Annotated in this window: 12 protein-coding genes; 9 read left to right on the top strand and 3 right to left on the bottom strand. The window is 73.3% G+C overall.

The window, feature by feature from the left end:
• The first annotated feature begins 8 nt into the window (after positions 1–8).
• Complete coding sequence (gene ilvA, locus ACGF5C_RS05905) at positions 9–1,229, top strand: threonine ammonia-lyase (RefSeq protein ID WP_393297096.1); 1,221 nt, start codon at positions 9–11, stop codon at positions 1,227–1,229.
• A 91-nt stretch (positions 1,230–1,320) separates the two neighbouring features.
• Here the strand turns inward: ilvA and greA are convergent, their stop codons facing one another.
• A complete protein-coding gene (greA, locus tag ACGF5C_RS05910; protein ID WP_357462509.1) occupies positions 1,321–1,818 on the bottom strand; it encodes a transcription elongation factor GreA in 498 nt (165 codons plus the stop codon).
• Positions 1,819–1,970: 152 nt separating this feature from the next.
• On the bottom strand, positions 1,971–2,405 hold the full coding sequence (locus ACGF5C_RS05915; RefSeq protein ID WP_393297098.1) for a DUF4307 domain-containing protein: 435 nt from the start codon (positions 2,403–2,405) through the stop codon (positions 1,971–1,973).
• 194 nt (positions 2,406–2,599) lie between these two features.
• Between ACGF5C_RS05915 and mca the strand changes: the two genes are divergently transcribed.
• The 8 genes from mca to ACGF5C_RS05955 all read left to right on the top strand — a co-directional run bounded on the left by mca (position 2,600) and on the right by ACGF5C_RS05955 (position 11,976).
• A complete protein-coding gene (gene mca, locus ACGF5C_RS05920) occupies positions 2,600–3,481 on the top strand; it encodes a mycothiol conjugate amidase Mca (protein WP_393297100.1) in 882 nt (293 codons plus the stop codon).
• A 48-nt stretch (positions 3,482–3,529) separates the two neighbouring features.
• Positions 3,530–3,823, top strand: coding sequence for a hypothetical protein (locus ACGF5C_RS05925; RefSeq protein WP_393297102.1), 294 nt, complete (start codon positions 3,530–3,532; stop codon positions 3,821–3,823).
• A 241-nt stretch (positions 3,824–4,064) separates the two neighbouring features.
• A complete protein-coding gene (locus ACGF5C_RS05930) occupies positions 4,065–6,533 on the top strand; it encodes a putative bifunctional diguanylate cyclase/phosphodiesterase (RefSeq protein ID WP_393297627.1) in 2,469 nt (822 codons plus the stop codon).
• A gap of 83 nt (positions 6,534–6,616) precedes the next feature.
• Positions 6,617–8,611, top strand: a complete 1,995-nt coding sequence (locus ACGF5C_RS05935) for a thioredoxin domain-containing protein (RefSeq protein WP_393297104.1) — start codon at positions 6,617–6,619, stop codon at positions 8,609–8,611.
• Between the two features lie 77 nt (positions 8,612–8,688).
• A complete protein-coding gene (locus ACGF5C_RS05940; RefSeq protein ID WP_393297106.1) occupies positions 8,689–9,870 on the top strand; it encodes a 5-(carboxyamino)imidazole ribonucleotide synthase in 1,182 nt (393 codons plus the stop codon).
• A 29-nt stretch (positions 9,871–9,899) separates the two neighbouring features.
• Positions 9,900–10,391 (top strand): 5-(carboxyamino)imidazole ribonucleotide mutase, encoded by a 492-nt coding sequence (purE, locus tag ACGF5C_RS05945; RefSeq protein ID WP_393297630.1) that lies wholly within the window; start codon positions 9,900–9,902, stop codon positions 10,389–10,391.
• 252 nt (positions 10,392–10,643) lie between these two features.
• The gene (locus ACGF5C_RS05950) at positions 10,644–11,180 is read left to right on the top strand and encodes a hypothetical protein (RefSeq protein WP_393297108.1); all 537 of its coding nucleotides are present in this window, start codon (positions 10,644–10,646) and stop codon (positions 11,178–11,180) included.
• A complete protein-coding gene (locus tag ACGF5C_RS05955) occupies positions 11,173–11,976 on the top strand; it encodes a MerR family transcriptional regulator (protein ID WP_393297110.1) in 804 nt (267 codons plus the stop codon). Before ACGF5C_RS05950 ends, ACGF5C_RS05955 begins: the two co-directional genes overlap by 8 nt.
• A 38-nt stretch (positions 11,977–12,014) precedes the next feature.
• Here ACGF5C_RS05955 and ACGF5C_RS05960 read toward each other — a convergent pair whose 3' ends face one another.
• The gene (locus ACGF5C_RS05960) at positions 12,015–12,359 is read right to left on the bottom strand and encodes a cupin domain-containing protein (protein WP_393297112.1); all 345 of its coding nucleotides are present in this window, start codon (positions 12,357–12,359) and stop codon (positions 12,015–12,017) included.
• Positions 12,360–12,380: the final 21 nt, after the last annotated feature.

Consider the following 12,380-nt stretch of genomic DNA (forward strand, 5'->3'; position numbering starts at 1 on the left):
ATCAGGGCATGACGGAACTGGTCGGTCTCGCCGACGTACGCGCCGCGCGGGAACTGCTCGCGGGCGTCACCCGGACGACCCCGCTGGAGCCCTCCCGCCCGCTCAGCGCGGCGCTGGGCGGGCCGACGTGGCTCAAGTGCGAGAACCTGCAGCGCGCCGGCTCGTACAAGGTGCGCGGCGCGTACGTGCGGATCTCCCGGCTGTCCGAGGCGGAGCGGGCCAACGGCGTGGTCGCGGCGAGCGCCGGCAACCACGCCCAGGGGGTGGCGCTCGCCGCCGGCCTCGTCGGCACGCACGCCACGGTCTTCATGCCGGTGAACGCGCCGCTGCCGAAGGTCGCCGCCACCAAGGGGTACGGCGCCCAGGTCGAACTCGTCGGCAACACCGTCGACGAGTCCCTGGTCGCGGCGCAGACCTTCGCCGAGCGGACCGGGGCGACGCTCATCCACCCGTTCGACCACCGGGACGTGATCGCCGGCCAGGGCACGGTGGCCCTGGAGATCCTCGAACAGTGCCCCGAGGTCAGGACGATCGTCACCGGGGTGGGCGGCGGTGGGCTGGTCTCCGGCATGGCGGTGGCCGCCAAGGCGTTGCGGCCCGACGTGCGCGTCATCGGCGTGCAGGCGGCCAGCGCGGCAGCCTTCCCGCCCTCCCTGGTGGCCGGCGAGCCGGTACGCCTCCCGTCGTTCAGCACGATCGCGGACGGCATCGCCGTCGGGCGGCCGGGGGAGATCACCTTCGCCCACGTCCGCAAGCTGGTCGACGAGATCGTCACGGTCTCCGAGGAGGACATCTCCCGGGCGCTGTTGATGCTGCTGGAGCGCGGCAAGCAGGTGGTGGAGCCGGCCGGCGCGGTGGGCGTGGCGGCGTTGCTGGCGGGCGCGGTCGAGGTGGAGCCGCCGGTCGTGGCGGTGCTCTCCGGCGGCAACATCGACCCGCTGCTGATGCTCCGGGTGATCGAGCACGGCCTCGCCGCGGCCGGCCGCTACCTGCGGGTGACCGTGCGCTGCACGGACCGCCCGGGGCAGCTCGCCTCGCTGCTCAGCGAGATCGCCGAGCACCGGGCGAACGTGGTGGACGTGGAGCACCAGCGGGCCAACCCGCACCTGCGTCTGGGCGAGGTGGAGGTGGCGCTGTCGGTGGAGACCCGGGGCGTCGAGCACTCCGACACGCTGATCAGCGCGTTGCGGGCCAGCGGCTACCAGGTGGTCTTCGCGGCTGAGGCGTGACACCGGTCGGTGTCACGCCTCAGCGGGGTGTGCGGAGTGTCGTCCGGCTCTCACCGCCGTCTGGCGGCGTGCGAGTGCCGGGCGGTGCGGATCAGCCGGAGAACGGCTCGAAACCGACCACGGTCACCTTGATGTCGGCGCCGCTGGGGGCCGTGTAGGTGCAGGTCTGACCGGCCCGGCCGCCCAGGATCGCCTTGCCCAGCGCCGACTCCGGGCTGTAGACCGTCAGGTCGGTGGTCGACGCGATCTCCCGGGAGCCGAGCAGGAACGTCTCGGTGTCGTCCTTGTCGTCGTCGAAGTAGATCGTGACGACCATGCCGGGGGACACCACGTCGGCGGTCGGCGCCTCGCCGACCTGCGCGGTGCGGAGCAGCTCCTTCAGGTAGAGGATGCGCCCCTCGGCCTTGCCCTGCTCCTCGCGGGCCGCGTGGTAGCCGCCGTTCTCCCGCAGGTCGCCCTCCTCGCGCCGGGCGTTGATCTCGGCGGCGATGACCGGCCGGTTGGCGATCAGCTCGTCGAGCTCGGCCTGGAGCCGGTCGTATGCGTCCTGGGACAGCCAGGTGGCGGGCGCCTCGTTGCCAGTGGACACAGGCGGTCTCCTCAGATGTGCGTGCTGGCTGACAGGTGAACCTCCAAGCTACCAGTGCGGTACGACACGGGGGTGTCGACGATCACCGGCGGCACCCCGTCCGGCGCCGCCGTGTCGCCTGTGCCGGCGCGTCCGGCCCGCGTCGTGGCTGCTCAGGCCGGGGGCCGGCAGCGCACCACCTCGCCGATGAAGGGGCGGGCACTGGTGACCAGCCGGTGCTGCGCCGTCACCTGCCGCTGGCCCGGCCGGGCGGTCACCGTGACCTTTTCCTTGGCCACCTCGGCGCCGGCACGGTCCCGGGCGCGCAGCAGGCACACCGCCGACCCGCCCTCGGGCACGATGACCCGGAAGTCGACCAGCACATGGCTGTCGGTGATGCCGGTGTAGGTGATCACCTGGGCGTCGTAGTTCGGGTCGCCGTACTGCCGGTAGAGCCGGACCGTGACCAGGCTCAGGACCGCGACGAGGACGACCACGAGCAGCGCCGCCAGCAGCGGCCGGCGGCGGCCCGGTTCCCGGCGGCGGCCGTACCGGCCGGGCGGGAAGGCCGGCGCGCCCGGCGGAATTGTGGCGTGCGTCTCGGTCACCGGCGGGTATCTCCTGGCGTTGTTGTCGGCGGCATCGGCAAGAATGGCAGAGTTCCATCCTCCCAGCCCGTCCCGTCGTCAAGAATGACACGTCGGCACCGCCAGGTCCCGGCGCGGGGGGAGGATGCCGGCAGGTCAGCCGGGCGGTCCCGCGGGGGGTCCGCCGGCAGAGCCAGAGACGAGGAGCGCCGACGTTGGCAGAGCGACTGCGACTGATGGCCGTTCACGCACACCCTGACGACGAGTCGAGCAAGGGCGCCGCGACCACCGCGAAGTACGTGGCCGAGGGGGTCGACGTCCTGGTGGTCACGTGCACCGGCGGCGAGCGCGGCAGCGTGCTCAACCCGAAGATGGACCGGCCCGACGTCTGGGCCAACATCGCCGAGATCCGCCGGGGTGAGATGGACGCCGCGCGGGCCATCCTCGGCGTCGAGCAGGCGTGGCTCGGCTTCGTCGACTCCGGTCTGCCCGAGGGCGACCCGCTGCCGCCGCTGCCGGAGGGCTGCTTCGCCCTCCAGGACGTCGAGGTGGCGGCCGGCCCGCTGGTGCGGCTGATGCGCCAGTTCCGCCCGCACGTCGTCACCACGTACGACGAGCAGGGCGGCTACCCGCACCCCGACCACATCATGACGCACAAGATCAGCGTGGCGGCCTTCGACGCCGCCGGCGATCCGGAGCGCTACCCGGAGCTGGGCGAGCCGTGGCAGCCGCTCAAGCTCTACTACGACATCGGCTTCTCCAAGGGCAAGATCATGGCCCTGCACGAGGCGATCCTCGCCACCGGCCGGGAGTCGCCCTACGAGGAGTGGCTCACCCGCTGGGAGGACCGGCCCGACAAGGGCCCCCGGATCACCACCCGCGTGGAGTGCGCCGACTACTTCCCGGTCCGCGACGACGCGCTGCGGGCCCACGCCACCCAGATCGACCCGGACGGCTTCTGGTTCCACGTGCCGATGGAGGTGCAGCGGCGCGCCTGGCCGACGGAGGACTTCGAGCTGGTCCGCTCGCTGGTCGACAGCCCGCTGCCCGAGTCCGACCTCTTCGCCGGGGTGCGCGAGACGGTCCATGCCCGCTGATCGGGCGGGCGGCTACGCTGGTCACCAACCGCACACCGGAGGAACGCCATGCTGACCGCTGCACAGGTGCTCGCCCAGAACAACTTCGGGGACACCCGCTCGGGTGGCCTGGCGGGGCCGATGGGCCTCTTCCTCATCCTGGTCCTGGCGACGGCGACCATCCTGCTGATCCGCAACATGAACGCCCGGCTGCGCCGGCTGCCCGACCGGTTCCCCGAGCAGGGGCCGTCTGTCGACGCGCACCGGGCGGACGCGGCGGTCGTCGATCCGACAGACGGGACGCCGGCGCAGAATTCATCCTCGGACGCTTCCAAAGGGCGTCAGCAGCGCCGCAACGGGTAGTCCACGCATGATTCACGTCGAACCGGGTCGTCGCCCCCTGTTGCGGCCACCGGGTTTGCCTTAGCCTTCCGCCGGGGGACCAAGAGTTCCCGAGCCGTGCGCGGAAGGGGGCGCCGATGACCACTACAGCAGCGGCCGCCCGGCGTACCGGCGATCGGCCCGCGGGCGGAGGGGATCGGTGACCTCCGGCAGGGCCGGCGAGCCGCCCGACCGGCTCGAAGACCGCGGCACCCCGCCGCGGCTGCTCCTGCTCACCGCCGCCGTCGCGCTGACCGCCCTGGTCGCCGCCGCGGTGGGGTGGACCCTGCCGACGCGCCTCCCCGCCGACGACGCGATCGGCGGGCCGGCCCGGTTCGGCATCGCCGTCGTCGTGTTCGCCGTCGCCCAGCTGGCCCGGCTGCGGTTCCGCACCGCCGCCGGAATGGTGAGCATCACCTGGGGCGAGGCCGCGCTGATCATCTGCCTCTACCTCGCGCCCGCCGGCTGGCTGCCCTCCGCCACGCTCCTCGGCGCCGGGCTCGCCTGGTCGGCGATGTCGCTGCTCGGCGACCGCCGGCCGGTGCTGGAGGTCGTCCGGATCACGGCCTCGCTGACCGCCGCCACCGCGCTGGCCGTCTCGGTCACCATCGCGCTCGGCCGGCCGCTGCTGGCCGCGCCGACGCCGGGGCTCGCCCTGGCCGTGGTCGCCGGGTCGGTCACCTACCTGCTCGCGACCGCCTGGCTGGGCGGGGCCACCCTGGCGCTCCGGCACGGCGTCCCGGTCGCCCCGCCGCTGCTCGCCGCGCTCCGCGGAAAGCTGCTGATGTTCGTCGGCAACGTCGCCGTCGGGCTGGTCGTGGTGGCGCTGCTGGAACTCGACGCGCGCTGGCTGCTGCTGCTCCCGCCGCCGCTCTGGCTGCTCCAGCAGACCTACCGGCACCGGCTCCGCGCCGACCAGGAGCGCCGCACCTGGCGGACCTTCGCCGAGGCCACCGCCGCGCTCAACCAGCTCGACGAGCGGGGTGTCGCCACCGCTGCGGTGACCGGGGCGCTGGCGCTGTTCAACGCCGAACTCGTCGACGTCGACGTCGCCCGGGGCGACGGCCGGTGGCGGCGCTACCGGGGCGACCCGGGTGGTCACCTGGTCGACCGGGAGGTCGCGCCGCCGGGCCGGAGCGACCCGGAGGGGCACGAGCTGGTCCGCGCCCTCACCGTGGGCGCCGCCCGGGTCGGCGAGCTGCGGGTCCGCTTCCCGCGCTCGGCCCCGCCCAGTGCCCGGGAGCGCGACGCCGTGGCAGCGTTCGGCGACGCCCTCGCTGCCGCCCTGCACGACGCCGCCACCCACCGGGAGCTGCGTCTGGTGACCGCCCGCTCGTCGTACGAGGCGGTGCACGACCAGCTCACCGGGCTGGTGAACCGGTCGGCCATGCTCAGCAAGGGCGACCAGGCGCTGCGGCAGCTCGCCCACGACCATCCGGTGGCGCTGCTGCTGCTCGACATCAACCAGTTCAAGGAGGTCAACGACACCCTCGGGCACGCCGCCGGCGACCAGTTGCTGCGCTTGACCGCCAACCGGCTGGGCACCCTCGCCCGCCCCGGGGACCTGCTCGCGCGGCTCGGCGGCGACGAGTTCGCCCTGCTGCTGACGTCGGTCCCGGTGCTCGGCGACCGCGCCGCCGCGATGGCGTACGCGCTGCGGCAGGCCCGCGAGATCGCCGAGCGGCTCGCCGCGCCGACCGAGGTGGCGGGGGTCCGGATGTCCGTCGAGGTCTCCGTCGGGGTGGTGGTCGCCGCCGCCGGCACCGCCGACCTGACCGAGCTGCTGCGCCGGGCCGACATCGCGATGTACCAGGCCAAGGAGGGCGGCGGCAGCGTCGCCGCGTACGACGCCACCAGGGACGCCGCTAGCACCGACCAACTGGCCCTGCTGGCCGAGCTGCGCGAGGCGCTGAAGGCCGACGACCAGCTGGTGCTGGCGTTGCAGCCCGCGGTCGACCTGGCCACCGGCGCGCCGACCGGGGTGGAGGCGCTGATCCGCTGGCGGCACCCGCGCCGGGGCTGGCTCGGCCCGCACGACTTCATCCGGCCGGTGGAGAACAGCGAGCAGCTCGGCAGCTTCACCCGCTACGTGCTGGACAAGGCGCTCGCCGTCGCCGCCGGCTGGGCCCGGGACGGGGTCGACGTGCCGATCTCGGTCAACCTGTCGGCGCGCAGCCTGCTCGACCCCCGCCTGCCCGCCGAGATCGCCGAGGCGCTGCGGCGGCACGAGGTGCCGCCGCAGCGGCTGGTCCTGGAGATCACCGAGACGGTGGTGATGAGCGAGCTGGAGGTCATCGACGAAGTGCTCACCACGCTGCGGTCGATGGGCGTGCAGCTCGCGGTGGACGACTTCGGCACCGGCTTCTCCTCGCTGACGTTCCTCACCCGGATCGCCGTGGACGAGCTCAAGGTGGACCGTTCCTTCGTGATCCGGATGGCCGACTCGCCGGAGGCGGCGGCGATCGTACGGACCACCGTCGGCCTGGCCCACGAACTGGGGCTGCGGGTGGTCGCCGAGGGCGTGGAGACCGCCGAGCAGCGGTCCGCCCTGGCCGAGCTGGGCTGCACGGCCGCGCAGGGTTACCACTTCTTCAAGCCGATGCCGGCCGACAAGATCGGCGCGGTGCTGGGCACCCTGCTCGACGAGGCCCGGCCGAACGTCTTCCCACTGCGCGCCGACGGCGCCTCCTGACCCGGCCCGGCGCACCGCCCCGCTCGGGCGGGCGCCCCCGCGGAGCGCGGGCGGGCGGGGCACCGGCTGGTTATGGTCGTCGGGTGAACCGACTCGCTGACGCCACGAGCCCGTACCTCCTCCAGCACGCCGACAACCCGGTCGACTGGTGGCCGTGGTGCGCCGAGGCGTTCGCCGAGGCGAAGCGCCGGGACGTGCCGGTGATCATCTCGGTCGGCTACGCCGCCTGCCACTGGTGCCACGTGATGGCCCACGAGTCGTTCGAGAACGAGCAGGTCGGCGCCCTGATGAACGACGACTTCGTCTCGATCAAGGTGGACCGCGAGGAGCGACCGGACGTCGACGCCGTCTACATGACCGCCACCCAGGCGATGACCGGGCAGGGCGGCTGGCCGATGACCGTCTTCGCCACCCCGGACGGCACCCCGTTCTTCTGCGGCACCTACTTCCCCCGGCCGAACTTCGTCCGGCTGCTCCAGTCGGTCGCCACCGCCTGGCGGGACCAGCGGGACGCCGTGATCACGCAGGGCGCCGCCGTGGTCGAGGCCATCGGCGGAGCCCAGGCCGTCGGCGGCCCCACCGCGCCGCTGGACGCCGCGCTGCTCGACGCCGCGGCCGACCAGCTCGGCGGGGAGTACGACGAGGTGAACGGCGGCTTCGGCGGCGCGCCGAAGTTCCCGCCGCACATGAACCTGCTCTTCCTGCTCCGGCACCACCAGCGCACCGGCTCGGCGCGGAGCCTGGAGGTCGCCCGGCACACCTGCGAGGCGATGGCCCGCGGCGGCATCTACGACCAGCTCGCCGGCGGCTTCGCCCGCTACTCGGTCGACGCGCACTGGACCGTGCCGCACTTCGAGAAGATGCTCTACGACAACGCGCTGCTGCTGCGGACGTACACCCAGCTCTGGCGGCTGACCGGCGACCCGCTCGCCGCCCGGGTGGCGGCCGAGACCGCCGCCTTCATGATCGACGACCTGGGCACGCCCGAGGGTGGCCTGGCCTCCGCGCTGGACGCGGACACCGAGGGCGTCGAGGGGCTCACCTACTCCTGGACCCCGGAGCAGCTCGTGGAGGCGCTGGGGGAGGACGACGGCCGCTTCGCCGCCGACCTGTTCGCGGTCACCGAGGAGGGCTCGTTCGAGCACGGCACGAGCGTGCTGCGGCTGGCCCGGGACGTGGACGACGCCGCCCCGGACGTGGCCGCCCGGTGGGAGCGGATCCGGGCCCGGCTGCGCGAGGTCCGCGACACCCGGCCCCAGCCGGCCCGGGACGACAAGGTGGTCGCCTCCTGGAACGGGCTCGCGGTCACCGCGCTGGTCGAGCACACCGCGCTCACCGGCGACCCGGTCACCGCCGCCGCCGCGGTCCGGATCGGCGAGGTGCTCGCCGATCGGCACATCGTGGACGGGCGGTTGCGCCGGGTCTCCAGGGCCGGCGTGGTCGGCGAGCCGGCCGGCGTGCTGGAGGACCACGGCTGCGTGGCCGAGGCGTTCTGCGCGCTGCACCAGCTCACCGGGGAGGGGCGCTGGCTGACGCTGGCCGGTCGGCTGCTCGACGTCGCGCTGGAGCGGTTCGCCGCCCCCGGCGGCGGGTTCTACGACACCGCCGACGACGCCGAGCGGCTGGTCACCCGCCCCGCCGACCCCACCGACAACGCCACCCCGTCCGGGCGCTCGGCGATCGTCGCGGCGCTGGTCGCGTACGCGGCCCTGACCGGTGAGACCCGCTACCGGGAGGCCGCCGAGGCCGCGCTGTCGACCGTGGCGCCGATCGTCGGCCGGCACGCCCGGTTCACCGGCTACGCGGCCACCGTCGGCGAGGCGCTGCTCTCCGGGCCGTACGAGATCGCGGTGGTCACCGAGGAGCCGACCGGCGACCCGCTGGTGGCGGCGGCGCACCGGCACGCCCCGCCCGGCGCGGTGATCGTGGCGGGCCGCCCAGGACAGGCCGGGGTGCCGCTGCTCGCCGACCGGCCGATGGTCGACGGCCAGCCCACCGCGTACGCCTGTCGGGGTTTCGTCTGCGAGCGCCCGGTGACGACGGTGGAGGACCTGGTCGGCCAGCTCGGCCGGCGCTGAGGCCCACGGCCGCGGCGGTGTGCGATCGGCCATCCGGCGGGGCGGGGGACGGGTCGCCCGGATAGGCTGGCGCCGCTATGGATTCCCGTACCGGTCTGCCCGTTGTCGGCATGGTGGGTGGTGGCCAGCTGGCCCGGATGACCCACCAGGCCGCGATCGCCCTCGGCCAGTCGCTGCGCGTGCTCGCGCTGGCCCCCGACGACGGCGCCGCGCTGGTCGCCGCCGACGTCCAGTACGGCGACCACACCGACCTCGCCGCGCTGCGCACCTTCGCCAAGGGCTGCGACGTGGTCACCTTCGACCACGAGCACGTCCCCACCGAGCACATCCGGGCGCTGGCCGCCGAGGGCGTGAAGCTCTTCCCGCCGGCAGACGCGCTGCAGCACGCGCAGGACAAGCGGGTGATGCGGGAGCGGCTCGGCGAGCTGGGCGCGCCGAACCCGGCGTGGCGGCCGGTCGCCGAGCCCGCCGACCTGGTGGCCTTCGGCGACGAGACCGGCTGGCCGGTTGTGCTCAAGGCGGCCCGCGGCGGGTACGACGGCCGGGGCGTGTGGCTGGTCGGCGACGCGGCGCAGGCCACCGAGCTGGCCGCGACGCTGCTCGCCGGCGGCACCCGGCTGATCGTCGAGGAGCGGGTGCCGCTGCGCCGGGAACTCGCCGTGCAGGTGGCCCGCTCCCCGTTCGGGCAGGTCGCCGCGTACCCGGTGGTCGAGACGGTGCAGCGGGACGGCATCTGCGTCGAGGTGCTCGCCCCCGCGCCGGGCCTGCCGGAGGAGCTGGCGGTCGCCGCCCAGCAGCTCGCCATCGACCTGGCCACCGCGCTCGGCGTGGTCGGCCTGCTCGCGGTGGAGCTTTTCGAGGTCGCCGACCCGACCGCGCCCGCCGGCAGCCGGATCGTGGTGAACGAGCTGGCGATGCGGCCGCACAACTCCGGGCACTGGACCATCGAGGGCGCGCGCACGTCGCAGTTCGAGCAGCACCTGCGGGCGGTGCTCGACTACCCGATGGGGGACACCGCGCTGACCGCGCCCGTCGTGGTGATGGCGAACGTGCTCGGCGGCGAGCCGGGCGGGATGTCGATCGACGAGCGGCTGCACCACCTCTTCGCGGCGGAGCCGGGCGCCAGGGTGCACCTCTACGGCAAGCAGGTGCGACCCGGCCGCAAGATCGGGCACGTCACGGTGCTCGGCGACGACCTGGACGACGTACGGACGCGGGCCGCGCGGGCCGCCCGCTGGCTGCGGGAGGGACACCAGTGAGCGTGACCGGTGAACGTGCGGACGCCGCTGTGGGCACCGTCGGGCTGATCATGGGCAGCGACTCGGACTGGCCGACCATGAAGGCCGCCGCCGAGGTGCTGGACGAGTTCGAGGTGTCGTACGAGGTCGGTGTGGTCTCCGCGCACCGCACGCCGACCAAGATGATCGAGTACGGCCGCGCCGCCGTCGACCGGGGCCTGAAGGTCATCATCGCCGGGGCCGGTGGCGCCGCGCACCTGCCCGGCATGGTCGCCTCGGTGACGCCGTTGCCGGTGATCGGCGTGCCGGTGCCGCTCAAGCACCTCGACGGCATGGACTCGCTGCTCTCCATCGTGCAGATGCCGGCCGGCATCCCGGTCGCCACCGTGTCGATCGGCAACGCCCGCAACGCCGGGCTGCTCGCCGTACGGATCCTGGCCGCCGGCGACCCTGCCCTGCTCGACCGGATGGCGGCCTACCAGGCGGACCTGGAGCAGCTGGTCGCCGAGAAGGACGCCGCGCTGCGCGCCTCCCTCGCCTGACCTGCGCGCTTCCCTCGCCTGGCTTGCGCGCCTGCCTCGCCTGACCTGCGCCCTCGGCGCTGTCGGGCATGGGCATGCCAACGGGCCCCGGTCCTGACCGGCCTGGCGGTCGGGGTGCGGGTGACGGCACGGCCCCGCGCCGGCCCCGACCTAGGTGTACCCGGCCACGACGTGGGTCGCGTCGCAGCGATAGGACCGGATCCACGGGGCCCGGCTTGACCCTTACGTTGCGTGAGGCCGGAGGGTGGGTGCATGAGCGACTACTACAACGCTTTTGAGATGAGCCCCGTGCCCGATCCCGGCCCGGATGCGGTTGCGCCGGAGCCGTTCCGGGGCATCTATGGAATGCCCGCGTTCGTGACGATCCCCACGAGCGATTTGGCGGCGTCGGTGGACTTCTGGATTCGTGGGCTCGGGTTCTTCGAGCTGTTCAGCATCCCCGGCAGCCTTGTGCATCTGCGCCGGTGGGCGTTCCAGGACGTACTCCTCGCCTCCGCGGCGAGCGTTCCGGAGCAGGCACCAGCGATGAGCGTCAGTTTCTCGTGCGTGCTTAGCCAGATCGATTCCCTTGTCGAGGCCTGTCGTGCGTTGAGCCCGAACTCGGTCGATGGCCCACGGGAAACTCCCTGGAACACCCGCGATGTGGAGGTGATCACCCCCGAGAACGCACGGATCGTTTTCACTGCGGCGAAGCCCTTCGATCCGGCCAGTCAGGAGGCGCGGAACCTTGAAGCCATCGGGATCACCCCACCGGGCGTCGGTCGCGGCGACAATGAGGATCATGCCTGATGCCACTGACGTCGATGGCCTGACCGTCGGTCAGGTCTCGACGCGTCTGGGCGTGACAGTCCGCGCGCTGCACCACTGGGACGACATCGGTCTGGCGCGACCGTCGCTGCGCACGACTGCCGGATACCGGCTCTACACCGCTGGCGATCTGGAACGCCTACACCGCATCGTCGTCTATCGGGAGATCGGCCTCGACCTGGACAGGATTCGGGCCATCTTGGACGACTCGACCGCAGACGTGCCCGGAGCACTGCGCGCGCAGCGCACCCAGGTTGCCCAACGGATCGACCGCCTCCAGCAGCTCAGCGCCGGCCTGGATCGGATGATCGCCGCCCACGAGCGCGGCCTGCTGTTGACCGTCGAGCAGCAGGCCGCGATCTTCGGCCCCGGGTGGAACCCGGACTGGCCCGCCGAAGCCCGTCAGCGCTACGGAGACACGACGCAGTGGCAGCAGTACGCCGAACGCTCAGCCTCTCGCAGTCCGGAGGAATGGCAGGCCATCGCCGACACCGTTGCTGACCTCGACCGTGCCCTCGGGGACGCGATGGACACCGGTGTCACCCCTGGCAGCCCAGAAGCGCATCAACTCGTCGAGCGGCACCGTGAGGTGTTCACTTCGTACTTTCCCCTCACGAGGCAGATGCAGGTCTGTCTCGGCCGCATGTACGAGGCAGATCCGGCATTTGCTGCCCACTACGACGGCATCCGCGCCGGCCTTGCCACATGGTTCCGTCAGAGCATCGACGCCAGCGCACGCGCCCACGACATCGACCCCGACACCGCCACCTGGCAGTAGAGCGCGGGTCCGGAAACCTGCACTCGTGGGGCGTACACCTAGGCGTCCCTCCGGGTCGGCGTGCGTGACCCGTACGCCGGGCCGAACACCACCAGCAGCGCCAGGTCCTCGGTCACGTCCTCGAACCGGTGCTCCTCGCCCGCGGGCACGAAGATCACCGAGCCGGGGCCGACCTCGGCGGTGGCGTCCGGGGTCACGATCCTGGCCCGCCCCGCGGTCACCACGTAGACCTCGTCCTCGGTGTGCGGGCTCTGATCGTCGAGTCCACCGGCCGGAATGCAGTACGTCCCCACCGACAGGTCCGGCACGCGCAGGTGCTCCACCCAGTCGTTGGCCGCCCCCACGGGCGGGGTCCACGCCCCGGCGCCTTCGATGATCTGCATGGCCGGAGCGTAGCCAACCCC

Source organism: Micromonospora sp. NPDC047620, from assembly GCF_043205005.1.
Taxonomy (GTDB): Bacteria; Actinomycetota; Actinomycetes; order Mycobacteriales; family Micromonosporaceae; genus Micromonospora.

What these genes read in the sequence shown, in the direction of transcription:
- ilvA (WP_393297096.1), top strand. Translation starts at nt 9, where the DNA reads ATGACGGAACTGGTCGGTCTCGCCGACGTACGCGCCGCGCGGGAACTG.
- ACGF5C_RS05925 (WP_393297102.1), top strand. Translation starts at nt 3,530, where the DNA reads ATGCTGACCGCTGCACAGGTGCTCGCCCAGAACAACTTCGGGGACACC.
- ACGF5C_RS05940 (WP_393297106.1), top strand. Translation starts at nt 8,689, where the DNA reads ATGGATTCCCGTACCGGTCTGCCCGTTGTCGGCATGGTGGGTGGTGGC.
- ACGF5C_RS05950 (WP_393297108.1), top strand. Translation starts at nt 10,644, where the DNA reads ATGAGCGACTACTACAACGCTTTTGAGATGAGCCCCGTGCCCGATCCC.
- ACGF5C_RS05955 (WP_393297110.1), top strand. Translation starts at nt 11,173, where the DNA reads ATGCCTGATGCCACTGACGTCGATGGCCTGACCGTCGGTCAGGTCTCG.
- ACGF5C_RS05960 (WP_393297112.1), bottom strand. Translation starts at nt 12,359, where the DNA reads ATGCAGATCATCGAAGGCGCCGGGGCGTGGACCCCGCCCGTGGGGGCG.